The organism is Plesiocystis pacifica SIR-1 (assembly GCF_000170895.1).
Classification (GTDB): Bacteria; Myxococcota_A; Polyangia; order Nannocystales; family Nannocystaceae; genus Plesiocystis; species Plesiocystis pacifica.
On the sequence record NZ_ABCS01000079.1, the window covers coordinates 1 to 22244 of the forward strand.

The 22244-nt window shown below is 70.6% G+C and carries 18 protein-coding genes; 9 read left to right on the forward strand and 9 right to left on the reverse strand.

The genetic code is table 11. The annotated features are described in order from the left end of the window. Positions 1-109: 109 nt before the first annotated feature. Both PPSIR1_RS30005 and PPSIR1_RS30010 read right to left on the reverse strand, forming a co-directional pair. A complete protein-coding gene (locus PPSIR1_RS30005) occupies positions 110-847 on the reverse strand; it encodes a class I SAM-dependent methyltransferase (RefSeq protein ID WP_006974980.1) in 738 nt (245 codons plus the stop codon). Between the two features lie 43 nt (positions 848-890). Next, on the reverse strand, positions 891-2204 hold the full coding sequence (locus PPSIR1_RS30010; protein ID WP_006974981.1) for a M23 family metallopeptidase: 1314 nt from the start codon (positions 2202-2204) through the stop codon (positions 891-893). Between the two features lie 269 nt (positions 2205-2473). Here PPSIR1_RS30010 and PPSIR1_RS44250 point away from each other — a divergent pair, with 269 nt between their 5' ends. After that, positions 2474-3184, forward strand: coding sequence for a hypothetical protein (locus tag PPSIR1_RS44250; RefSeq protein WP_198154646.1), 711 nt, complete (start codon positions 2474-2476; stop codon positions 3182-3184). 103 nt (positions 3185-3287) lie between these two features. Next, complete coding sequence (locus PPSIR1_RS30020; protein WP_006974983.1) at positions 3288-3878, forward strand: hypothetical protein; 591 nt, start codon at positions 3288-3290, stop codon at positions 3876-3878. A 4-nt stretch (positions 3879-3882) separates the two neighbouring features. On the opposite strand, the gene PPSIR1_RS30025 is transcribed toward PPSIR1_RS30020, so the two are convergent. The 6 genes from PPSIR1_RS30025 to PPSIR1_RS30050 all read right to left on the reverse strand — a co-directional run bounded on the left by PPSIR1_RS30025 (position 3883) and on the right by PPSIR1_RS30050 (position 13009). Then, positions 3883-4269 carry a hypothetical protein gene (locus PPSIR1_RS30025; protein WP_006974984.1) on the reverse strand — a complete coding sequence of 129 codons (387 nt, stop codon included), beginning with the start codon at positions 4267-4269 and terminating at the stop codon, positions 3883-3885. After that, positions 4266-5699 (reverse strand): aminopeptidase P family protein, encoded by a 1434-nt coding sequence (locus PPSIR1_RS30030; protein ID WP_006974985.1) that lies wholly within the window; start codon positions 5697-5699, stop codon positions 4266-4268. The genes PPSIR1_RS30025 and PPSIR1_RS30030 overlap by 4 nt, the downstream gene beginning before the upstream one ends. Before the next feature lie 22 nt (positions 5700-5721). Then, positions 5722-7143, reverse strand: coding sequence for a hypothetical protein (locus PPSIR1_RS30035; protein WP_045117041.1), 1422 nt, complete (start codon positions 7141-7143; stop codon positions 5722-5724). Further along, positions 7140-9860: a hypothetical protein gene (locus tag PPSIR1_RS30040; RefSeq protein WP_006974987.1), complete on the reverse strand. Its 2721-nt coding sequence runs from the start codon at positions 9858-9860 to the stop codon at positions 7140-7142. Before PPSIR1_RS30040 ends, PPSIR1_RS30035 begins: the two co-directional genes overlap by 4 nt. Further along, positions 9851-11398, reverse strand: coding sequence for a hypothetical protein (locus PPSIR1_RS44255; RefSeq protein WP_006974988.1), 1548 nt, complete (start codon positions 11396-11398; stop codon positions 9851-9853). Before PPSIR1_RS44255 ends, PPSIR1_RS30040 begins: the two co-directional genes overlap by 10 nt. Before the next feature lie 120 nt (positions 11399-11518). Then, positions 11519-13009: a S41 family peptidase gene (locus PPSIR1_RS30050; protein ID WP_157596119.1), complete on the reverse strand. Its 1491-nt coding sequence runs from the start codon at positions 13007-13009 to the stop codon at positions 11519-11521. An 83-nt stretch (positions 13010-13092) separates the two neighbouring features. Here PPSIR1_RS30050 and PPSIR1_RS30055 point away from each other — a divergent pair, with 83 nt between their 5' ends. From PPSIR1_RS30055 to PPSIR1_RS30080, 6 genes are all read left to right on the forward strand, one after another. Next, a complete protein-coding gene (locus PPSIR1_RS30055; RefSeq protein ID WP_006974990.1) occupies positions 13093-14031 on the forward strand; it encodes a divergent polysaccharide deacetylase family protein in 939 nt (312 codons plus the stop codon). 224 nt (positions 14032-14255) lie between these two features. Beyond that, positions 14256-15398 (forward strand): FHA domain-containing protein, encoded by a 1143-nt coding sequence (locus tag PPSIR1_RS44260; RefSeq protein ID WP_006974991.1) that lies wholly within the window; start codon positions 14256-14258, stop codon positions 15396-15398. 4 nt (positions 15399-15402) lie between these two features. Then, complete coding sequence (gene queG, locus PPSIR1_RS30065) at positions 15403-16494, forward strand: tRNA epoxyqueuosine(34) reductase QueG (protein WP_006974992.1); 1092 nt, start codon at positions 15403-15405, stop codon at positions 16492-16494. Positions 16495-16729: 235 nt separating this feature from the next. Then, the gene (locus PPSIR1_RS50370; RefSeq protein WP_232296568.1) at positions 16730-17692 is read left to right on the forward strand and encodes a CAP domain-containing protein; all 963 of its coding nucleotides are present in this window, start codon (positions 16730-16732) and stop codon (positions 17690-17692) included. 87 nt (positions 17693-17779) lie between these two features. Next, positions 17780-18367 (forward strand): TetR/AcrR family transcriptional regulator, encoded by a 588-nt coding sequence (locus PPSIR1_RS30075; RefSeq protein ID WP_006974994.1) that lies wholly within the window; start codon positions 17780-17782, stop codon positions 18365-18367. Between the two features lie 95 nt (positions 18368-18462). Beyond that, entirely contained in the window at positions 18463-19209 is a 747-nt protein-coding gene (locus tag PPSIR1_RS30080; RefSeq protein WP_006974995.1) for an SDR family oxidoreductase, read from the forward strand. Between the two features lie 82 nt (positions 19210-19291). Here PPSIR1_RS30080 and PPSIR1_RS30085 read toward each other — a convergent pair whose 3' ends face one another. Then, positions 19292-19702, reverse strand: a complete 411-nt coding sequence (locus PPSIR1_RS30085; protein ID WP_157596120.1) for a hypothetical protein — start codon at positions 19700-19702, stop codon at positions 19292-19294. A 223-nt stretch (positions 19703-19925) separates the two neighbouring features. Here PPSIR1_RS30085 and PPSIR1_RS30090 point away from each other — a divergent pair, with 223 nt between their 5' ends. Further along, positions 19926-22214 carry a GumC family protein gene (locus PPSIR1_RS30090; protein ID WP_086001830.1) on the forward strand — a complete coding sequence of 763 codons (2289 nt, stop codon included), beginning with the start codon at positions 19926-19928 and terminating at the stop codon, positions 22212-22214. The last annotated feature ends 30 nt before the right edge of the window (positions 22215-22244 follow it).

Here is a 22244-nt window from a genome sequence, read left to right on the forward strand (position 1 = left end):
TCCTTGCGCTGGGGGATCCGACCCCCTTGCCCCTGTTGTGCCCGTCGTGTTGCGGAGGTTGGTGGCTCCGACTCGAACGGGCGGGCTTCGACTCCGTGGGATGAGGGCTTTAGTCGCTCGCGGTGAAGAACATGAGGTGTTGCCAGGGGAGGCCGTCGAACTGGCTGTCCAGGGCGAAGCCTCGGGGGAGGTACTCGCGGAGGATCTGGGCCTTGGACATCTTGTGTAGGGGCTTGATCGGGACGTCTGGGTCTTCTTCGCGGTACTCGACCAGGGCGATGCGGCCGTCTTCGGTCAAGGCCGCGCGCATGGCCGCGAGGACGCGCTCGGGGTCGGCGAGCTCGTGGTAGACGTCGACGAGCAGGATGAGGTCGCAGGTGTTTGGGGGGAGGGCGGGGTCGCCGGGCTTGGCGAGGACGGTGCGGACGTTGGTGATGCCCGCGGCGTCGGCTCGTGCTTGCAAGCGCTCGAGCATCTGGGGCTGGAGGTCGGAGGCGATGACCTGGCCGGACTCGCCGACGGCGGCGGCCATCAACAGGCTGTGGTAGCCGTTGCCGGCTCCGAGGTCGCAGGCGCTCTGTCCGGGGGCGAGGGCGAGCTGCTCGTGCAGCAAGGTGGTGTTCTCCTCGTCGTCGCGGTTGTCCCGGGTCAGCCAGCTCGCGCCGAGGTAGCTCATGGTCTGGGCGAGGGTGCGGCCCTCGAAGGTGCCGGGCTCTCGCTCGGGGTTGGGTTTGGGCTCGGGCGCGTCGACGGGGGCGGACGGCGCTGGGGTCGGCGTCGGGTCGGCGCTCGCTTCGGGGGCGGGCGCGCAGCCGAGCAGGACCGTCAGGGCGAGGAGGCGACGCACGGGTTCAGCGTGACCGCCCGATGTGCGTCCGCAAGTGAGGGGCTCACAGCTGGTGCTCGACGGTGACTTTGTTGCCGCACGAGTCGGCGACCTCGAGCACCCAGCGCGAGCCTGGCGGGGGCATGAAGGCTTGCTCGAGGGCTTCGAAGTGGACCTCGAGGTGCCAGGTCGCCATCTCGCTGGCGAAGGGAGCGGGGTCGAGGGTCGAGATCAGGCCGTCGAGCTCGAAGCTGGGGGTGTCGGGCTCGTCGAGGAGCACGCCGAGGGTCCCGAACTCGAGGCGCCGCTCGTCGAGCAAGGCGTCGTCTTCGTCGAGCAGCTGCAGGCTCAGGCTCTCGACGTCGAGCTGCTGCGCCGGGCCGGTGACGTCGCCGAGGGCCCCGGGCTCGCGGCTGAGCTCGATCTCGGCGCGCAGGCCCTCGCCCTCGCTGACCAAGCTGGCGTCGTGCTCGAGGGCGTCGATGTGGGGCAGGTAGGCGTAGGGGTTGCGGGCGTGGTCTTGGAGCACGCCGCCGTCGCGGACCTCGAAGTGCAGGTGCTCGTAGGTGGCCCCGCTGTCGCCGATGAAGCCGATGAAGTCGTGCTGGGCGACGTGCGGGGGGTGGACGATGGCCTCGCCGCTGGACTTGAGGGTGGCGCGGGGCATGCCGCGGTTGCCCGCGTGGGTGTCGGGGCCGTTGAGGAAGAAGTACTCGCGCAGGTCGATCTCGGTGATCGGCGCGTCGGGTCCGAGGCGCGCCAGGAAGTGCGAGAGCGGGAGCGCGTCGAGGTGCATGTAGACCGTGTGGAGCTGGCCAGGCGCGTGCTCGAGGACGATCGCGTTGCCGGCCGTGCTGCCGTAGCCCGCGAGGGCGCCCTCGTCGTCTCCGGGCAGGTTGCCGATGGCGTAGATGCGGCCGTCGGCGGCGGCGTGGACGGGGTCGTGGAAGCCGTCGTCGTCGGGGTCGCCGGGCAGGTCGATGCCGCGGTGCCAGTCGTAGTGGTCGTTGAGCATGCGCGGGCCGAAGGCGGCGTGGACGACGGTCTGGAGCTGGGCGGAGTTGGTGGTCGGCCAGATCAGCGGGAAGCCCTGGCATCCGCCGGCGGGCTCGGGGGTGGGCTCTCCGCCTTCGTCGGTCTCGGTCTCGGTCTCAGTCTCAGCCTCGGTGTCGGTCTCGCCCTCGCTCGACTCGTCCTCGCCCGTGGTGGTGTCGGTGCCCTCGTCCTCGTCGAAGCCGAGCTCGTCGGCACCCGTCTCGTCGGCGAAGGCTTCCCCCTCGGGGATGTCGACGCCGACGTAGCAAGCGAGGGTAGAGCCGGCGAGGACGGCGGCGATCAGGTACGAGCCAAGGCGAGCCAGACGTAACGAGGACCCCACGTTTAATCGGTGTCGATCGTGGACGTGTATGGTTCACGAGCGCAGGGACTGTGAGCGCTCAAACCATTCTTTCCGTCTTTAGGGCCTCCATAACGCTAAATTGAGTCGATGGGGTGATTTAGGTGATCCCATTTCGCCCGTGTGTTTTTATTTGTTTTGTTCGCTTGCGTGCTTCCCAAGGTGGGAGCCGCGAGCACCTCGAGCCAGGCGAGCGACGTAGCGGAGGGACGCGAATGGGGAGCCCCGAGCTGGGGGTACCCTCGGCCCCGATGCGTCCGACCTCGCCTCGCCTCTTTGTCGCCCTGACCCTGAGCCTGTCCCTCGTCGGTGCCGCGCTCGCGTTCACCCCGGCGATCGCTCAGGCCTGCTCGTGCATGCGCGCGCCGGAGCCCGTCGAGGCCGCGCGTGGGGCCGACGCCGTGTTCTCGGCCAAGCTCGTGTCCGTCGCGGAGGCCGACTCCGGGACGCCCGACTTCCCCAACAAGGTGTTCACCTTCGAGGTCGCGCAGACCCTCAAGGGCAACCTCGATCCGCAGGTCCGGGTGATCACCGCCCACGACAGCGCCGCGTGTGGTCGGGACTACGACGAGGCGGGCTCGGAGTGGTTGATCTACGCCAGGATCCACGACGACGGGCAGCTGCGCGACAACCTGTGCTCGCGGACCATGCCCCTCGACCAGGCGGGCGCGGACCTCGAGGCCCTCGAGGCGAGCAAGGACAGCCTCTCCGCTCCGCCCACGCCCTCGGAGCCCGCGGGCGCCGACGAGGGCGGGGACGCGGCGACGCCGGTGGACGTGCCGCTGGTTCAGGGCGAGGGCGAAGTGACCACCGCTACCGAAGACGGCCCCGAGCCGGCCTCGCCGGGCAAGAAGGGCTGCGCGGTGATCTCGGCCGAGGAGGCCGGCCTCGGCGGGACCCTCGGTGGGGTGGGCCTGCTCGCGCTCTTTGGGTTCTTCGGCCTGCGTCGCCGCGACGCGTGATCGGATCTTCGCCTGACTGAGTGGGGAGCGTGTAGCTCCGTGCACTCGGCTGGCTGCGTCGGTTGACCGTGATCTTCTCCCGATCCCGGTCATCGACCGGGGCATGTCTGCACGGACGAAGCACCGACACTTCTGGACCCTGGCGAGCCTCTCCCTCCTCGGGCTCGCACCCCTGAGCGCATGCACGGTCGAGATCGCCGATCCCGATCCGCTGACCTCGAGCGCGGGCTCGGGCAGCGACGAGGCCGGCGAGGATACGGACTCCAGCACGGACACGGACACGGGCATGGCCGATGAGGTCGGGGAGACCGGGAGGTCGACCTTCGGCGAGACGGCGGGAGAGGAGACCGAAGAGGGCGACCCCTGGGAGACGGGCGAGAGCTTCGAGTGCGACCCGGACGATCCCTACTGTCCCCTCGACGGCTGCCCCGGGACCATGGGTGAGGAGGTGATCATCGACATCGACCAAGACGGCGACGCCGACTTCTCGTGGTGCCTGCACGAGTGCATCGCTGACGAGTTCTGCCCGCGGGGGAGCGCCTATGTCCCCGCACAGATCACCTGCTCCGAGCTCGAGAGCGGGACCAAGGCGTGCATCCCGACCTGCGGGGAGTTCTTCTCGGTATGTCCGGACCCGGCGGTGTGCTCCGACGTCGCCGGCCCGCTGCTTTGCCTTTACGGCGACGGCCTGTGAGCGGCTAATCGTTGCCGGGTTCGCAGCTCGGCAGCTCGGCGAAGTGGCCGATCTGCATCACGCAGTCGGCCCGCTTTTGATAGGGGTCGAGCGCCATGTTCTCGGCCTCGCTCAGGCAGCGGGACTCGAGGTTGGTCTTCTCCGTCTCGCCCATGGGCGTGCCGCGGGCCTCGGAGTGGGCCGTGGCGAGGTCGAGGATGTGGGCGCACACGCGCTCGGGCGGGGGGTCCTTGCTGGCCTGCTGCTCCGCGCGGGCGTCCTTCATGGCCTTGGCCTCGTCGGCGTCGATCTTCACCGCTTCGGGGCCGCCGGCGCCCTCGGCTGGCTCGGGCGCGTCCACGCAGGCGAGGGCGAGGGCGAGCAGGAGCGAGGCGGGCAGGATGCGGCTCACGCCGAGGCCCCCGCGGCGGTCCCGACCAGGGCCTCGACGGCCTCGGGCTGCTTGGGCGCGGCGGCGGTCAGCACCTCCGAACCCTCGGCGGTGATCAGCACGTCGTCCTCGATGCGGATGCCGCGGACGTCGGCGAACTTGGCCAGGGCCGCGCGGTCGAGGGTGCCGTCGGCGTCGAAGGGGGCGGTGAGCTCGGAGCCCTCGGCCAGCAGCGCGGGGATCTGATAGAAGCCCGGCTCGATGGTCACGGCCATGCCGGCCTCGAGGTCGCGGTCGAGGCGGAGGAAGCACAGGCCAAACTGGCTCGCGCGGGTGCGCCCGGGGGCGTAGCCGGCCCGGTCGCCGAGGTCCTCCATGTCGTGCACGTCGAGGCCGATGACGTGGCCGAGGCCGTGGACGAAGAACAGGCCCTGGGCGCCGCGCTCCATCAGGTTGTCGACGTCCCCGCGCAAGATGCCCTCGTCGACGAGGCCCTGGGCGATGACCCGGCCGGCGGCGAGGTGCACGTCGCGGTAGCGCACGCCGGGGCGGAGCATGGCGATGGCGGCCTCTTGGGAGGCGAGCACGAGCTCGTACATGGTCCGCTGGGTCGGCGAGAATTTGCCGTTGGCGGGCCAGGTGCGGGTCACGTCCCCGGCCCAGCCGCCGTTGTCGGCCCCGACGTCGGCGAGCAGCAGGTCGCCGTCTTCGACGCGGTGGTCGTAGCTGTGCGAGTGGAGGATCTCGCCGTGCACGGTCACGATGCTGCCGTAGGCCGTGCTCATGTCGCGGGCGAGGATCGGGCGCTCCATGGCCGCGCGCACGTCGGACTCGCGCAGGCCCGGGCGGGTCGCGGCCATGCCGGCGAGGTGGGCCTCGACGGTGGCCGCGGCCGCGCCGCGCAGCATCTCGAGGGCGGAGGCGTCGTGGATCAGGCGCAGACCGATCATCGCGTCGGCGAGGGCCCCGTCGGCGGCGTCGAGGTCCACGCCGGTGCCTGGGGCCGCCCAGCTGCGCCCGAGCATGCTGCCCTGGCCGTAGCGGGTGACCGCGTCGCAGGCCGGGAGGGTCGCCAGGGTGTTCGCCCCGCGCTCGCGCACGTAGCCCTCGAGCTCGGCGATGTCGCGGATCTCGTCGACGCCGCAGCCCGCCTTGAACTCCGCCCAGCCCGGCGTGGGCCCGTGCCAGATCAGGTCGCCGGGGTCGGCGGGGGGCATGAACAGCACGTCCTTGTCGCCGTCGACGAGGATCGCCGCGCGCTCGATCCACGCGCCGGTCAGGTAGAGAAAGTGGCTGTCCGGGCGGAAGGGGTAGATGTTGTCGGGGTAGTTGCGCGGGCGCGCGACCCCGGAGAAGACGAGCGCCGCGCGCTCCGAGCCCAGGCGCGAGGCGAGGGCGCGGCGGCGGGCCTTGAAGGACTCTGCGGGCTGGGAGGGCAGGCCGTGGCTCATGGCCGCGGAGTGTATCAGGGGCTCAGCCGGTGGTGTCCGTGGTGTCCGTGGTGTCCGTGGTGTCGGTCGTGTCGGTGGTGCCGTCGTCGGTGGTTTCCGTGCCGCCGTCAGTGGTGTCCGTCGTATCGGTGCCAGTGGTGTCGGTGCCGCCGTCGGTGGTGCCCCCCGTCGTCTCGCCGTTCTCGCACGCCGCCTCGTCGGCGCAGTCGTCATCGGCGCAGTCGGTCCGGCCGTCGCCGTCGTTGTCGAGGCCGTCCGAGCAGTTGCCCGTCTCGACACAAAAGCGCGAGCAGTCCGGATCGTCGCAGCCGATCAGGCCATCGCAGTCCTCGTCGATGGCGATGATGTCTTCCTCTTCGTCCCCCGTGGTGCTCTCGGTGCTCTCGCTGTCTTCGACCTCTTCAGAGAAGCACGAGTCTGGATTGTTCTCGCAGGCGTAGCCGTAGTGCGCCTTCGGATTTCGCCGAGTACTTGCTTCCTTCTCGATATCGCTGTTGCTGGCGCCCATTTCCCCCGCGAGCGCTTGGAGCTCCGTGAGCTCCTCGGCGGTGTAGAAGGGGCAAGAGGCACCGGGGGTGACGAGGGTGTCCGAGGGGATGGGCAGCGGAAGAATGCCCGAGCACTCGGCACGCTCGCACAGCGAGTCGCCGGCCTGGATGATGACCGGCTCGCCGTAGAGCACGTGGCAGCCCTTGTTGCCCGCGCCGTAGGTCAAGGTGATCTGGTAGCGCCCGACCGGCAGGTTGCTGGCGTTGACCGTGGCGCCGAGCACCTCGGTGCACGAGCCCTCGGCGAGGACCTGCGAGTAGGTGGCGTTGATCAGGCTCAGCCGAACCTGCTGAAGCGGGATGTGGCCGCAGAATTCCTCGACGTCGAAGGGGGTCTGGGAGACCACGGCCGAGCGAGCCTCGGTGGGCGCGTCGCACTGGGCCAGCACGCTGTCGAGGAGGTCGTCGACGCTGTTGCTGTAGGCGATGTCGATGGTCACCGAGCCGGTGCCGGCGATGCGCGCGGCGCTGTTGTTCTGGGCGCCGTTGCCCCCGGTGTCTTCGATCTCGAAGTCTTCGCTCTGCTCGCCGAACACGTCCTCGAGGCAGCCTTCGAGCACCGTGCACACCCCGTCGGTGCACCACGCCAGGTGCAGGTCCGTGGGCACGGAGACGTCCGTGGCGCAGGTGGTCAGCTGGCTGACGCTCGAGCCCGAGCTCGCGGTGCACCGGGCGATGCAGTTCTCCGTGGCGTCGTACTTGATCAGGCCGTAGTTGTCGGGGGTGCCCAGGGGCGAGGGCAGCATGCCGCAGTCGCGCAGGGCCACGCACAGGTCCTGGCAGTCCCTTTGGGTCTGGGCGCTGCAGTTGAGGCTGCCGAGCAGCGCGCCCACGGCGAGCGCGGCGGTCCAGGCCGCGGTCATCGACCAGCGCGCACGGTTTTGCTTGGTTGTCATTGCAGGCTCCTCATCCAGGCGACGCCGACCCCCACGAGGCTCAGGGCGCCAAAGTCGTTGCCCACCGTCGAGCTCGCCTCGATGTCGCTCGTGGACGAGCAGCACGAGTCGACGTCGGTGACCAGTAGTTTGTAGAAGGTGTAGACGGCGGTCTTGGCCGTGAGCCGGGCCTCGAGGCCGAGCTGCAGGCCGACGTCGAAGTCGATGTCGCTGACGACCCGAGAGCCGCTCTCGCGGGTGCTCAGCGAGCCGAAGCCGCTGGGGATCTGCGAGATGTCGTGGAAGCCGAAGCTGCCCCCGACGATCAGCCGGCCGTGGAGGTTGAAGCGGCGGAAGAAGGGCTGGGCGCAGCGTCGCCCCCGTCGCTCGAAGCGCGTCGGCCCGAGCTTGTCTGGCTTGGGGAACTCGTAGCCGCACACGCCCAGGGGCACGTCGAAGCCGGCCACGCCCGCGAAGCTGAACGAGTGCCGGGTCCAGTGCATGTGGTACTGGCCGTTGGTCGCAAAGCCGCCCAGGGTCGCCTCGCTCAGGTCGTCCCAGGACAGCGGCGCGGCGCTGTCGTAGCTGACGTTGGTGTAGCCCAGCTGGCCGCCGAAGCGCCCGAGCTTGCGCTGACCGAGGGCGTAGAGGAAGCCCAGGTCGACGCGGAAGTAGAACATCTGCTGGGCCCGCAGCGGACCCGGGCGCGAGGCCGTGAGCCCGCCGAACTGCCCGTAGATCATCGCGTCGCGGCTGTCGACGGAGAAGCAGGTCGCGGCCACGGCGTCCCCGCCGACCTCGCGCAGCCACACCAGGTACTCGCCGGGCCCGCCGAAGGGCACGTCCGTGGTCAGGGTCAGGTTGGCGTCGTCGGCGTCGAGCAGCCACAGCTGCTGCTTGACCATGCCGCTTTGGACCAGGCCGTCGATGTCTCGGCGCAGCGCGCTGTTGTCGAAGGCGGCCAGGGTCGCGAGGTCCTCGGCGTGGGCGCAGACGTTGGGCCGCTCGACCCGGGCGACGCCGAACTCGAACTGCACCTCGCCCTGCTTGCCGCGCTGCATGTGGTACTGGACGTCGAGGTCGTTGTGGAAGTCGACGCGCTTGGGCGGCGGGACGATGTGCACCGTGGGCCGGCCCAGGAGGCCGCCGAGGACCTCCTCGAAGCCCTGACGCCGGCTCCGGCGATCCTCGACGATGCCCGTGCGGACCTCGAGGATCTCGGACAGGTCGACGCCCGCGGCGCGGGAGCGCTGGCGCTCGGAGAAGCGCTGCAGGTCGATGGTCTGGCCGACGACGACCATGTCCTCGCCGTCCTCGGCGCAGCTGACCGAGAGGGTCAGGAGCTTGGCGACGCCCTGGCGCATGAGCTCGGCGGCGAAGGTCGACAGCTGCTTGTCCGTGCTCGCGTCGAGCTTGTTCGAGCCGATGTTCTCGGCCGCCGGGTCGACGCTGAGGTTGGACTCGATGTCCGAGAAGCTCGCCAGGATCTCGACGATGACGTCGAGCTGGCGCAGCTCGTAGCCGTGGTCGTCGAAGTAGCGCTCGACGAGCTTGCGGACCTGGGCGGGCACGAGGCCGCGCTCGGTGCAGCGCTCGTCCATGACCAGGCGGGTCAGGCCGTAGCCCGCCCCGAGCCCGCGCACGTCGGCCTCGACGAGGGCGCAGCGCTTGCGGGTGCCGGTGGTCTCGACGACCTCGCTGCCCCAGTCGCGCCCGTGGTGGATGAAGTGGACCTCGTGGCTGCCGGCGGGCACGTCGACCAGATCCAGGCGGCCGATGGCGTAGGCGCCCCCGCCCTCGGGCTGGGCGTCGACGGGGAAGGACACGCCGTCGACGACCACCTCCCAGGCCAGGTCGTCCACGGGCGTGGCGAACTCGACCTTGAGGCACTGCGGATCGCCCTTGGGGATCTGCGCGAAGTCGCGGCCCGTGCCCGGGGCGACGTCGCGGCGCCAGGGCAGGGACTGGCCGGACTCGTAGACGAAGAGCACGGCCGCGGAGCCCACGGGGATCGGCAGCAGCTGGGCCAGGCCGCGGGGGCCGTCGTCGGCGTCCCCGTCGGGGCCCTGGCTCTCGTAGATCACCGGCGGCACGTAGGCCGGGCTGGGCTCGGCGACGACCGCCTCGTAGGCGTCGTCGGGGTTGCCGTAGTAGCCGAGCAGGGCCACGTCATCGAGGGCCTCGAGGTCCGCCGGGTCGAGGGCGGCGAGGCAGCGCCGGTTGGCGTTGACGATCGCGTCGCGGGGCGGGAGCACCAGCTGACCCTCGAGGGCGCGCTCGACCTGATCGTCGAGGAAGCGCTGGACGTCGCTGCACGCCGGCTCGGACACGACGGTCTCGAGCACCCGGCGGGCGCGGATCGAGGCGTCGTCCTGGGCCAGGCTGCCCAGGGCCCGGGTCGCGTCGAGGGCCAGCTTCGAGGTCCAGTCGCTGCTCGTCACCAGCGTGCGCAGGGCCCCGTCGAGCTCGGCCGCGCTCGGTCGGGGCAGGCCGCCGCCCGGGCACAGCAGGCCCTGGAGGAGCAGGCGCGCGTCGGGCTCGAGGTTGTCGAGGGCCATGGACCGGGCGCAGCGGCCCGCGTCCGAGAAGGCCCCCTCGCTCATGCTCGGGAGCGAGTCGCCGCCCGACCCCGCTTCGCCGGGGGGCTCGGCCGCGCGCGCCCGCCCGCCCGTGAGCACCACGCCCAGGAAGAACACCAGCGCGAGCAGGCGCGCGGGGCTGAAGCTGTTCAGTCGCATGTGACCTTGGCCTTGCACGAGCCCGAGTAGCCGGGCACGGACACGCCGCCGGCCTTGCCTCGGGTGACCTGGATGGTCTTGCCGCAGTTGCTCGCGTTGCCGGCGAGGGCCTGGACCACGGAGCTCGGGCAGGCCTTGTTGGGGTTGCCGCCCGAGCCTCCGCCGCCCGTCCCTCCGCCCGCGTCGGCCTCGACCTCCTCGGCCCAGGGCAGCTCGGCGACGAACTCGAAGGTCTCGAACTCGAAGGTCTTGCGCGTGCCGTCCTCGCGCTGGGTCATGTACTTGCCGCCGCCGCTGAGCTGGTCGCCGGTGGGGCAGCGGAACTCGAAGGTGCCCTTGGAGCTGGGCCGCTCGTTGGCGCTGACCGGGGGCGCGCCGGGGAACACGACCCGGACCTCGCGCAGGTCGGCGACGGGCGAGCTGCCCTCGAGGAAGGTGACCTCGCAGGTGGTCGCGCGCCCCGTGGCCCAGCTCAGCGTCGTCGTGGGGGCCAGGGGAGCCGTCCACGACAGCTGCTCTTGCTTGGGCGTGAGCGCGCCGACTTGCATGTCGCCCTCGAGGCCCTCGCACTCGAAGCTCGCCTCGCCCCCGTCGATGCTCACCTCGGGGCGCTCCTCGCCGACGGTCACGCTGACCTCGCGCAGGTCCGTGACCCGCGAGCCGCCGTCGTCGGTGAAGGTGATCGCGCAGCGCTTGGTCGCGGCGCCCAGGGTCAAGGTCACGCCCGCGCTGAGGTCGGCGTTGGCCAGCTCGAACTTGGCGAAGCGCCCGTCCGAGTCGGCGCGCAGGGTCTTGGCCGCGTCGGCCGAGCCCGGGAACAGGCCGACCTCGAGCTCGCAGCTGCCCCGCGAGGTGGTCACGCACTCGCCCCCGCCCGAGCCGCCGATCTGCACCGTGGCGTTGGGGACCAGCTGCTGCTTGTCGTCCTCGACGGTGACGGTGATGCGGCTTTGGCTGGTGTAGGCGGCGCGGCAGCTGTCGACGATCTGGCTGCGGATGCTGACGTCGTCGACGGTGGTGACCGCGTTTTGCTGGTCGAGGCCGACGTTCTTGAGCAGGGTGTCGGTCTCGAGGCTCAGCCCGGAGCCGGCCTCTTTCTTCTCGGTCAGGGCCATCTCGAGGCAGGCGGTGACGCCCTCGGTCTGGGCGCTGAGCGAGACCGGGTCGGGGCGGGTCAGCATGAACGCGACGGAGATGACCCCGACGACGCCGAGGCCCGCGAGGCCCATGTAGAGCCCGGCGCGGCTCGGGGCGGCCTCCGCTTCGGGAGCTTCGGGAGCCGCGTCCTCTTCGGGAGCCGCGTCCTCTTCGGGAGCCGCGTCCTCTTCGGGAGCCGCGCTCTCTTCGGGAGCCGCGTCCGCTTCGGGGGCAGCCTCGGCCTCCCCGTCGTCAGCGGCCGCGGCATCACCGCGATCGGCCTCGCCTTCTTCAGCGTCGATTGCCGGAGAAGGGTCTTTCGACTCGGGGGCGTCCTCCGACTTCGCGGGGGAGGGGGCCTCGGTCTGCTCGTCGTTCTCGGAAGTCTCAGCGCTCGACACGTCGAATGGATCCTCGCCAGAGGGAGTGCGCCAAGGCTACCAATGTTTTCAACTCGGGCGTCGATTGGCCCGAGTCGCGATGTGACGCGACGCGTCGCGAAGGGATCTTCGGCCGGAGGATCAGCGCTTGCGCGGGCGCTTGGCCGGCGCGACCTTGACCCAACCCTGGAGGTGATCGATGGCCGCGAGCAGCTGGGCGTCGCTGCCTGCCTCGACCCGCGCGGGGCTGACGTGATCGTCGCTGGGCACGGGCTCGCGGCCGAAATCCTCGGGCTTGAGGTGCTGGGGGTGGGCGCGCTCGGGCCGGAGCGTGGGCCGGCTGTCGACCAGGGTCGCGCGGACGGGGCCCACCTTGACGTCGGGCTCGATGCCGCTGGCCTGTATCAGACGATCATCTGGCGTGTAGTAGAGGGCCGTCGTGAGCTTGAGCAGGGCCCCACCGCCGAGCCGGAAGGGAGACTGGACCGAGCCCTTGCCGTAGCTGCGCTCGCCGATGATCAGCGCCCGGCGGTGATCTTGGAGCGCGCCCGCGACGATCTCCGAGGCCGAGGCCGAGCCCTTGTTGATCAACACGACCAGCGGCAGGTCGCGCACGGTCCGCGGGCCCTGGGCGCGGGCCTCGTCGAGCAGCGCGCCCTGCCGACCCCGGGTGCGCACGATGACGCCCTTGGGGATGAAGATGTCGGCGATCGCGATGGCCTGGTCGAGGAGCCCGCCCCCGTTGTCGCGCAGATCGAGGATCACGCCGTCGAGGCGCTCGCCGGCGGCCTTGGCCTCGGCCTCGAGGGTGTCGAGGCCCGCGCGGACCTCCCGGGCGCTGTGATCTTGAAAGTCGCGCAGGCGCAGCACGCCCATGCCCTCGCCGAGCCAGCGGACCTGCACGGCGGGGGGATCGACGATCGCCCGGTTGACGGTCAGGGTCTTGGGGGCCTCGTCCTCGTGCACGACGGTGAAGCGCACGGGCGTGCCGGCCGGGCCGCGCATGACCTTGACGGCGTCTTGAAGGTTGCTGAACTCGGCGATGGTCTCGCCCTCGATGGCGAGGATGCGATCGCCCATGACCAGGCCCGCGGCCTCGGCCGGTCCGCCGGGGATGACGTCGTCGATGTGCAGCACGAGGCGGCGCTGGGTGTCCTCGGTTTCTTCCTTGTTTTTCTCGTCTTCTGCGTCCGCGCCGGGGTCGCCCTCGGTGTCCTCGTCGGCGCCCGGGGTGATCGCCTCCCGGCGCAGGGTCACGATCAAGCCGACGCCGCCGAAGCGGCCTTCGGTGTCCTCGAGCAGCAGCTTGGCGTCCTCCGGGGCCAGGTAGATCGTGTGCGGATCGAGGTCGGCGACGAGGCCATGGAGGGCGCCGTCGATGAGCGCCTCGCCGTCGCAGGGGCGGACGTAGTACCGCTCGATCAGCGCGAGGGCCCGGGTGAAGCGGTCGAGCTTGCGGTAGCGCGAGTGCTCGGCCGGGGTCTCGCCGATGGGCTCGACGCTCGGGCGGATCGTCACCGCCTCCGCCTCGGTGTTCGCCTCGGGCTCCGAGGCGTGGACCGTCGACATGCCCGCGCCGAGGCACACGCCGAGACCCAGGCACATAGCTCCAACGAGGAGTGATTCGCGCATGGACGAAGCATACGGGTCGCCGCCCATCGGGCGCATTTGCAAAAAAGGAGCGGCCGCGCACACCCCGTGCTACTCGCCGGACCATGAACTCCGAGTCGACTCGGGCGAAGCAACGCAGTGCCCTCCGCGTCGGGGGCGTCGCCGTCGCGCTGTTGATGACCTGGATCGCCCTGGCCTGCGCGGCCTTCCTGCTCACGGGTCCGCCCCCGGAGCCGGCCGCCGTCGACCCCAAAGACAAGGAGATCCGCGCGCGCATGGCCCAGTGGGCCGTCCGCGACGCCGAGGAGTGGCAGCGCGACGAGGGCGATCACCGCATCCCCTGGGACCAGGCCAACGGCCACCTCGCCATCGTCATCGACGACGTCGGCCGCGAGCTCGACGCCTTCGACAAGCTCCTGGCCCTGCGCTACCCGCTGAGCTTCTCGGTGCTGCCCAACTCGGTCTACACCGCCGGCGTTCAAGATCGCCTGCGCGCCGATCACCGCCGGCCCCGGGAGATCCTGCTGCACCTGCCCATGGAGCCCCTCGACGCCCGGCACATGAGCGAGGGCGAGGAGCTCGGCGAGGAGTTCCTGCGCGCCGGCGACTCGCCCGCGAGCCTGCGCGTCAAGGTGCTCGCGGCGCTCGGGAACGTGCCCCACGCCGTCGGCGTCAACAACCACATGGGCTCGAAGCTGACCGCGGACAACCGGGCGATGGCGGCGCTGATGCCCGTGCTGCGCGAGCGCGAGCTCTACTTCCTCGACTCGCGCACGAACCCCGAGACCGTCGCGGCCATCGAAGCCCGGCGCGCCGGGGTCCCGACGATCTCGCGCAAGGTGTTCCTCGATCACGAGCCGGGCAAGGCGGCGATCCGCCGCTCGCTGTTCGAGGCGGCCGAGTTCGCCCGCGACCAGCCGACGGTTGCGATCGCCCACCCGTCCATGGATGTGGTCGAGGTGCTCCGCGAGGAGCTGCCCCAGCTGCACACCCAGGGCGTGGGGATCTACCCGGTGTCGCAGCTGCTACGTGGCGATCTCTGAGTCGTCAAGTCCAGGGCGCCGAAAGCTGGGATGACCCTCGGCGACGGGCGGTCGATGGCGGTGCGACGGCGGCTGCGCGCACCGCCAGCCGCGGTCCCGGTCCCGATGTACAGTGTCTCCAGATGTCCTAGAAGGCATCCCACGGGCTCTCAGGGGCCTAGCGTACTTCAACCGACAGAGGCGCCTTGACAGTTTCGGGTCCCAATCTCTAGCCTCTTCAGACGGTGGCCGTCAGGCTCATCATCGAAGATCTCGATGGCTCGACGACGGTAGTCCCCCTCGACGACGAGGAGGTGACGATCGGTCGCAAGGAGCACAACACGATTCAGCTCACTGAGCAGAACGTGTCGCGGAGCCATGCCAAGCTCCAGTTCCACGACGAAGGTTGGCTCATCGAAGATCTCGGCTCCTACAACGGGGTCAAGGTCAACGGGGTCCCGATCGCGGAGCCCGCGTTGTTGCGCGAGAGCGATCTGATCCAGATCGGCGACTACCACCTCACGCTCACCAACGCCGACCCGACGACCGTCGACCTCAACCGACGCGGCGCCGCCAACGATGGCATGGGCGCGGTCGACCTGCCCTCGATGTCCGTCGAGGATCTCGCGCCCATGGGCGCGCTGGGCAGCTCGTCGTCGCCCTCGGCGGTCACCCAGCCGTCCATGCCGGTCATCCACCCGGAGACCGAGGACGAAGACGAGGGCGGCAACAAGACCGGACTGATCGTCGGCGTGGTGCTCTTGCTCCTCGGCGTCGTCGGCATCGGCGCGTTCATGATGGGGCGCGGCAGCGGCGACACGACCGACGAGAGCACGACCGCGAGCTCGGCCGACGCGGGCGCAGACGCAGGCGCGGCCCCGGCTGCCGACGCAGGCGCGACGCCGCCCGCCGACGCGGGTGCAGGCGCAGACGCGGGCGCGGCTCCTGCAGCCGACGCGGGCGCGGACACCGGCGAGGTCATCCCCGAGGTCGACTCTGGTGGCGAGCCCGAGCCGGTGGCCGAGACCGGTGAGCCTGCGAGCGACGAGGTCGTGCCCGAGGTCGAAGACCCCGCGCCCACGCCCACCAAGAAGAAAAAGGCGCCCAAGAAGAAGGCGCCGAGCACCCCCGTCGATCCCAGCTTGTCCCCGGACCAGGCCCTCAACGAGGCGCGCAAGGCCATGATGGGCGGCAACAACAAAAAGGCCTACGCCCTCGCCAAGCAGGCCTACGACGGGGGCAAGGGCGCCGCGGCGATGAGCATCATGGGCACCTCGGCCTGCAAGATGGGCAGCAAGTCCAAGGCCAAGTCGGCGCACAAGAAGCTCTCGGGCTCGAAGCAAAAAGACCTCGAGAAGGTCTGCGAAGCCCACGGGATCACCTTCTGAGCTCGTGAGCGCGCGGCTCCTCGACGAGGATCTGGCGATCTTGCGCGACTCGGCGCGGGCGCTGGGCTTCGCCGCGCTCGGGGCCGTGCGCCTCGACCACCCGGGCTTCGAGCCCGCGCGGGCGGCCCTCGAGGCCTACCTCGACGCGGGCTGGGCCGGGGAGATGGCGTTCATGGAGCGCACTCGGGACCTCCGCGGCGACCCGGGGCAGATGCTCGATCTGGACGCCCGGCGCGGCACGGCCCTCGTGGGCCTGGTGCCTTACGCCGGCGAGCCGGGACCCGTCGCGCGCTACGCCCAGTGGGCGGACTATCACACCGAGGTGCACCGGCGCCTCGAGGGCCTGGGCCGGGCCCTGGTCGAGCGCGTGGGCCCTTGCGAGACCTTGGTCTGCGTCGACACCAAGCCCGTGCTCGAGCGCAGCGCGGCCGTGCTCGCGGGTCTGGGCTTCATCGGCAAGAGCGGCTGCCTGATCGCCCCGGGCCTGGGCAGCTACGTGCTCATCGGCGTGCTGCTGACCGACGCGGACTGGGCGGGGACGGACCTCGGCGCGCGCTGGGCCGAGCCTGCTGGAGACGCGCTGCCCTGGGACGCGTGCGGGAGCTGCCGGGCCTGCCTGGACGCCTGCCCCACCGACGCCTTCGCAGCGCCCGGCTCCCTCGACCCGCGGCGCTGCGTCGCCTACCTGACCATCGAGCACCGCGCCCCGATCCCCGAGGACCTGGCCAAGGACATGGGCCAGCGCGTCGCTGGCTGCGACGTGTGCCAGGAGGTCTGCCCCTACAACCGCTCGACCACTCGGGGCTCGCGGCTGCCTCCTGGCGCCGAGCTGCCGCGCCCGCTGGGCCGCCCGCGGGAGCCCGACCTGCCTCGCCTGGCGACCATCGGCAGCAACCAGTATCGGCAATTCGTCAAGGGCACTGCTCTCAATCGCATCCCCAAGCGATCGATGCAGCGCAACGCCCTGATCGCCCTGGGCAACGGCGAGGGTCCCCTCGATCCCCGCGAGCGCGAGGCCATCGAGGCCGTCCTCGACGGCGACAACGAAGCGCTCCGGACCCTCGCCGAGCGAGCGCTCCGCCGCCGCGGGTCCTGAGTCACCCCCGGCGGGGCCTCGGAGCGGGCGGCACTCTTTCGATTTTTTTCTGCAATCCGGGCAACGTTCAGCACAAGCTGAAGCCGAGCGGACGTCGATCGAGTAGTCGAGACTGCACCTTCGACAGTCATGCTTGTGGGATCATATACGGTGTGAATGTGGCAGGTAATTGTGGCAACTAAAAATTGAATCAACATTAATCACAGGATAAAAAAGAGATGCGTTGGAAGCCGCCATGTCCAAGTCTCGCGTGACCCCCCCGTCCCTCCGTCTCCTCTCGCTCGCGGGCGTGCTCGCCGTGTGGGGCGTGAGCGGCTGCTACACCGGGGTCGATCCCGACTACGGGAGCGGCTTCGGTGACGAGGGCGATACCTACGGCGACGACGATGACGACGGCGGCGAATCTGGAGAGTCGGGAGACTCGGACGGCGGTTCGGGTGGCAGCGACTCGGGTGGCAGCGACTCGGGCGGCGGCGAGACGACCGGTGGCGGCGGCGAGACCACGGGCGGTGGCGGCGAGTCGACCAGCGGCGGCGGTGAGACGACCGGCGGCGGCGGCGAGACCACGGGCGGCGGCGAGACGACCGGTGGCGGCGGCGAGACCACGGGCGGCGGCGGCGAGACCACCGGCGGCGGCGGTGAGACGACCGGCGGCGGTGAGACCACCGGCGGTGGCGAGACGACTGGCGGCGGCGGCGAGACCACGACCGGCAACAACATGGGCGGCGACATGCCCAACAACAGCTACTGCAACCCCGTGGACGACTGGGATCCGGCGTGGGTGGCCTGGGAGCTCGAGGTCATCGAGCTCGTCAACCAGGCCCGGGCGCAGGGCGGCAACTGCGGCAGCGAGGGCAGCTTTGGTCCCTCGGGCCCGCTGACCTGGGAGCCCGCGCTGACCTGCGCCTCGCGGGTCCACTCCGACGACATGGGCGACCAGGGCTACTTCAGCCACGACAACCTCCAGGGCCAGGGCCCCGGCTGGCGCCTGGATCAGGCCGGCTACAGCGGCAACACCTGGGGCGAGAACATCGCGGCGGGCTACGGCAGCCCCCAGCAGGCGGTCCAGGGTTGGCTCGACAGCGACGGTCACTGCGCGAACATGCTCAACGGCAACTTCTCGGAGACCGGGGTCGGCTACGCCAACGTCCCGGGCTCGCCCTACGGCCACTACTGGACCCAGACCTTCGGCGGTTGAGAGCGGCCCCCACTTGGGTGGGGAGGTTGTTGAACGGTCGCTAAAAAACTGCTAGCGCGGGCGGAGCCCCGGGCCTAGGGTGAGCTCGTGGGCAGGCCACGCAGCTTCGACGAAGACGAGGTGCTCGACCGAGCGCTGACCGTCTTTTGGGACCGAGGCTACGAGTCGACCTCGGTCGCCGACCTCGAGCGCGCCATGGGCATCAAGGCGGGCAGCATCTACAAGGCCTTCGGCGACAAGCGCAGCCTGTTCCTGCGCGCCCTGACCCGCTACCTCGAGGAGGGCTACGAGGGCATCACCATGCACCTCGTGGGCGCCAGCGGCCCGGGCGAGGTGCTCCAGCGCCTGCTCTACGGGATCATCGACTCGACCCAGGGCTGCTCGCGCGCGGGCTGCTTCGCGGTCAACTGCGCGGTCGAGCTCGCCCCCCACGACGACGCGGTCCGCACGGCCCTGGGCCACCACGACGGCCGAATGCAGCGCCTGCTCCGGGGCCTGATCGAGCGGGGCCAGGCCGCCGGGGAGTTCACCCCTGGAAGTCCAGACTCTCTCGCCCTCCAGCTGCGCCTGTTGATCAACGGGATCCAGGTCGAGGGCAAAAAGCAGCGCTTGGACGTCGACACGGCCAGGCTCGCCGTGGACGACTTCCTCGGGCGGCTGCGGATCCCCAACTAGCTCACGGGGGCGAGCGCCCTCGCGTGCGTCTCAGCACGAAGCATTTGGAAACGATCACTCAAGAATGCCCGTAAGGGCGAGCGGAGACGAGAACCATGAATCGATTCGAAGGCAAAAAGGTCGTCATCACGGGCGGAACGAGCGGCATCGGGCTGGCGACGGCCCAGCGCGTCGTCAAAGAGGGCGGCTCCGTGCTGGTGACGGGCACCAACGAAGCGCGCATCGCGGCCGCCCACGCCCTCGAGGGCGTGGTCGCCATCGCCAACGACGCGGGCGACGCGGGCAGCGTGGACGCGCTGGCCAGGGCCGTCGACGAGCACCTGGGCGGCCGCGTCGACGCGGCCTTCCTCAACGCGGGCTTTGGGCGCTTCCAGCCCCTGTCCGACGTGACGGCCGAGGAGTTCGCGGCGCAGTACGACGTCAACGTCCGCGGGCCGCTGCTCCAAGCCAAGGCCCTCGCGCCCAAGCTCCAAGATGGCGGCGCGATCGTGTTCAACACCTCGGTGGCCCGGACCGTGGGCATGGGCGGGGCGTCGATCTACGCGTCGACCAAGGGGGCGCTGCGGACCCTGACCCGCGTGCTCGCCCGGGAGTTCGCGCCCCGGCAGATCCGCGTCAACGCGGTGAGCCCGGGCCCGATCGGGACCGGCTTTTTCAACCGCACGGGCATGTCCCAGGAGATGATCGACGGCTTCGCCCAGCAGATCCTGAGTCAGGTGCCCCTGGCGCGCTTCGGCACCTCGGACGAGGTCGCCGCCGTGGCGGCCTTCCTGCTGTCGGAGGACGCGAGCTTCGTGACCGGCTCGGAGTACGTCGTCGACGGCGGCATGACCGAGCTCTAGCCTGCCCCGCCGGGGTCTCGGGACTGGGGGCGCGTGGCCGACAGCCCGGGGCTCCGGAGTTGAGCGGCCGTTCTCGCCCGGCTCAGGCCCGGTCGAGGACGGCCGCCGTGATCGCGGCGTCGAACTCCGAGCGCTCCGCGAAGCTCTTGATCTTGGGCCCGATGGTCGCGTTGACCAGCGCAGCACCCATCATGACCAGGCGCGAGCTGAACAGCAGGTGCACGTCGTCGAGGTGGGCCTTGTTGCGGCCCATCCACTCGGTCCACTGGCGGCGGAACTCGGCCTCGAAGAAGGCCAGATCCGTGGCGTCGATCGACATGCTGATGCGGTAGCCCTCGACGATGCGCTGGTCGAAGCGGGCGGCGATGGGGGCGACCAGCTGGACCGGCGCGGCGCCGTAGTAGCGGGTCACGAACACCCCTGGGGCCAACTCGCGGATCTCGGCGTACCCGTTTTCGTGCTCGATGAGCGTCCGATCGTCGAGTTCGCGCACCTCCATAGTTGGCTGCCAGTGCCGATTGTACGGGAATGTCGGTCTGTCTGCGTCAAATCCCTGTTTTGCGGTTGACCACCGCCAAGACTGCGAGCCAGGTCACACGTGAACGAGGCGGCGTCACTGCCCCGGTGAGCAGTCGATCGGGCCCCGGAATCATCCAAGGCGAAGGATTGGCCGAGCTTTGGACATGAACACCGAGCCCTCCTAAGCTCCATCGACGATGCATCAGCCTCCCCCCGAGCCCGGTATGGGCGCTCGCCGGCACACGCCGGGCTACTCGACTGGGGGAGCGGTCGGGGGCGATTCGGGGGAGGCGGGGGCGACCGATGCCCTCGACGCGCTCTTGCGCCTGCTGGCGATCCTCGGCCGGCGCTGGCTGGTGGTCGTGGTCACGACCATGCTCGCCGTCGCCATCGGCATCCTCGCGGTGTCCCTGCTGCGCCCCTACTGGCGCGCGACCGCGACCTTGGTGGTCAACCCTGGCGGCCCGCAGGTCCTCGACAAGGTCGTGGGCGTCAACGAGGAAGAGGGCAACGACCGCCTCGGCTACCAGCAGTACTTCGAGACCCAGCGCGAGATCATCCTCAGCCGCAAGGTCGCCAAGGCGGCCCTGGCCGAGCTGGGCCTGGCCGACGACCCGACCTTCCTGGGCACGGACGCGATCCGCGACGCCGAGCAGCGGGCCCAGGCCGAGGAGCAGACCGACCCGGTCGCGCGCTTGCAGGGCATGGTCCAGGTCGAGAAGGTCCGCGCCTCCCGGGTCATGGCGATCTCGGCCGAGTACCCCGACCCCGAGCTCGCCGAGGACATCGCCAACGCGGTGGTCCACGCTTACCTCGAGCACATCACGCGCCAGCGCTCGGACACGGGGACCAGGGCCAAGTCGGACCTCGAGAGCGAGCTGGTCACGGCGAACACCACCCTCGAGGACGCCGAGAAGGCCCTCGAGCGCTTCAAGCGGGAGAACAAGATCACCTCGATCTCCCTCGAGGATCGCCAGAACCTCATCGCCCAGAACATCTCCACGCTGTCCTCGGCGGCCAAGGCCGCCCAGGCCGACCGCATCGCCATCGAGGCGACCTACAAGCAGGGCAAGAAGCTCCAGTCCGAGGGCAGCCTGGCCGGGGCCTCGCTGCTGAGCACCGGCGAGCGGATCATCTTCGACCGCATGCTCGCCGAGCGCCTCGACGCCGAGACCGCGTTCAACGACATCGACGTGCGCTACGGCGAGCGGCACCCGCGGTGGAAGAAGTCCAAGCTGCGCCTCGACACCATCGAGACGCGCATCGAGGACGAGTCCCTGGGCTTGGTCCGCACCCTCGAGGCCCGCTACAAGGCCGCCAAGGAGACCGAGACCAAGCTCGAGGCCGCGCTCGAGCGCGAGCGCGAGAAGGCCCTCGAGCTCGGCCGCCTCGAGCCGGCCTTCCGCACCCTCGAGCGCGAGGCGACCAACGCCGCCGACACCTACGCCAAGCTGCGCAGCCGGACCGACGAGATCGAGGTCAGCAACCGCGTCGAGGTCCCGCCGGTCGAGATCCTCGACGAGGCCACGCGCCCGGTCGTCCCGGTCCGCCCGCGCAAGCTCGTGCTGCTCGCCGTCGCCGTGTTCGCCGGCCTGGCCCTGGGCAGCGTCGCGGCCGTGGTCATCGACCTGCGCGACCACCGGATCCGCAGCACCATCGACCTCGAGCGCGCGCTCTCGGGCTTCGGCCTCCCGACCCTCGGCCAGCTCCCGGGCTTGCCCGCGGACCCGGCCCTGGGCGTGGGCAACGTCCGCGCCCAGCGACGCCGCCGCGACCTCTACACCCACCTCTATCCGCAGTCGCTCATGGCCGAGCGCTGCCGCAGCATCCGGACCTCGCTGGCCTTCATGATCTCGGGGCAGGGCTCGTCCATCGCCCTGCTGGTGACCTCGCCGGCGTCCTCGGAGGGCAAGAGCTCGACGGCGATGAACATGGCGCTGAGCTACTGCCAGGCCAACAAGAAGGTGTGCCTGGTCGACGCCGACATGCGCCGCCCCCGGCTGCACCAGGTCTTCCCCCAGGCCGTCGGCAAGGAGGACTACGGCCTCGCGACCGTGCTCGCCGGTCGCCACGAGCTCGGCGAGGCCCTGCAGACCGAGCTCGAGGGCGCGCCCGAGCGGCTGACCGTGCTGACCTGCGGCGCCCTGCCCGAGAGCCCCGCCGAGCTGCTCGAGTCCCCCGCCTGCCGCCGGGTCATGGCCCAGCTGCGCGAGCGCTTCGACGTCGTGATCATCGACTCGCCGCCCGCCCTCCCGGTCACCGACCCGCTCATCCTCGCGCCCCAGGTCGACGGCGTCGTGCTCGTCGCCCGCTGCCGCGCGACCACGCGCACCGACATCCAGCGCGCGCTGACGATCCTGCGCCAGGGCGACACCAACCTCCTCGGCGTGGTCCTCAACGAGCTCGACGCCCGGGAGGAGGGCCGCCGCTACGGCTCCGAGTACTACACCTACCGCGCCCACGACGAGGCGCCCGAAGCCTCCTAGCTGCCCCAGGCTTCGCTGAGAGAAGGCTGA

Bases quoted from the DNA above. Each gene is read 5' to 3' on its own strand.
- PPSIR1_RS30040 (WP_006974987.1), bottom strand. From the start codon at position 9,860: ATGCGACTGAACAGCTTCAGCCCCGCGCGCCTGCTCGCGCTGGTGTTC.
- PPSIR1_RS30020 (WP_006974983.1), top strand. From the start codon at position 3,288: ATGTCTGCACGGACGAAGCACCGACACTTCTGGACCCTGGCGAGCCTC.
- PPSIR1_RS30030 (WP_006974985.1), bottom strand. From the start codon at position 5,699: ATGAGCCACGGCCTGCCCTCCCAGCCCGCAGAGTCCTTCAAGGCCCGC.
- PPSIR1_RS30055 (WP_006974990.1), top strand. From the start codon at position 13,093: ATGAACTCCGAGTCGACTCGGGCGAAGCAACGCAGTGCCCTCCGCGTC.
- PPSIR1_RS30050 (WP_157596119.1), bottom strand. From the start codon at position 13,009: ATGCGCGAATCACTCCTCGTTGGAGCTATGTGCCTGGGTCTCGGCGTG.
- PPSIR1_RS30080 (WP_006974995.1), top strand. From the start codon at position 18,463: ATGAATCGATTCGAAGGCAAAAAGGTCGTCATCACGGGCGGAACGAGC.
- PPSIR1_RS50370 (WP_232296568.1), top strand. From the start codon at position 16,730: ATGTCCAAGTCTCGCGTGACCCCCCCGTCCCTCCGTCTCCTCTCGCTC.
- PPSIR1_RS30090 (WP_086001830.1), top strand. From the start codon at position 19,926: ATGCATCAGCCTCCCCCCGAGCCCGGTATGGGCGCTCGCCGGCACACG.
- PPSIR1_RS44250 (WP_198154646.1), top strand. From the start codon at position 2,474: ATGCGTCCGACCTCGCCTCGCCTCTTTGTCGCCCTGACCCTGAGCCTG.
- PPSIR1_RS30035 (WP_045117041.1), bottom strand. From the start codon at position 7,143: ATGACAACCAAGCAAAACCGTGCGCGCTGGTCGATGACCGCGGCCTGG.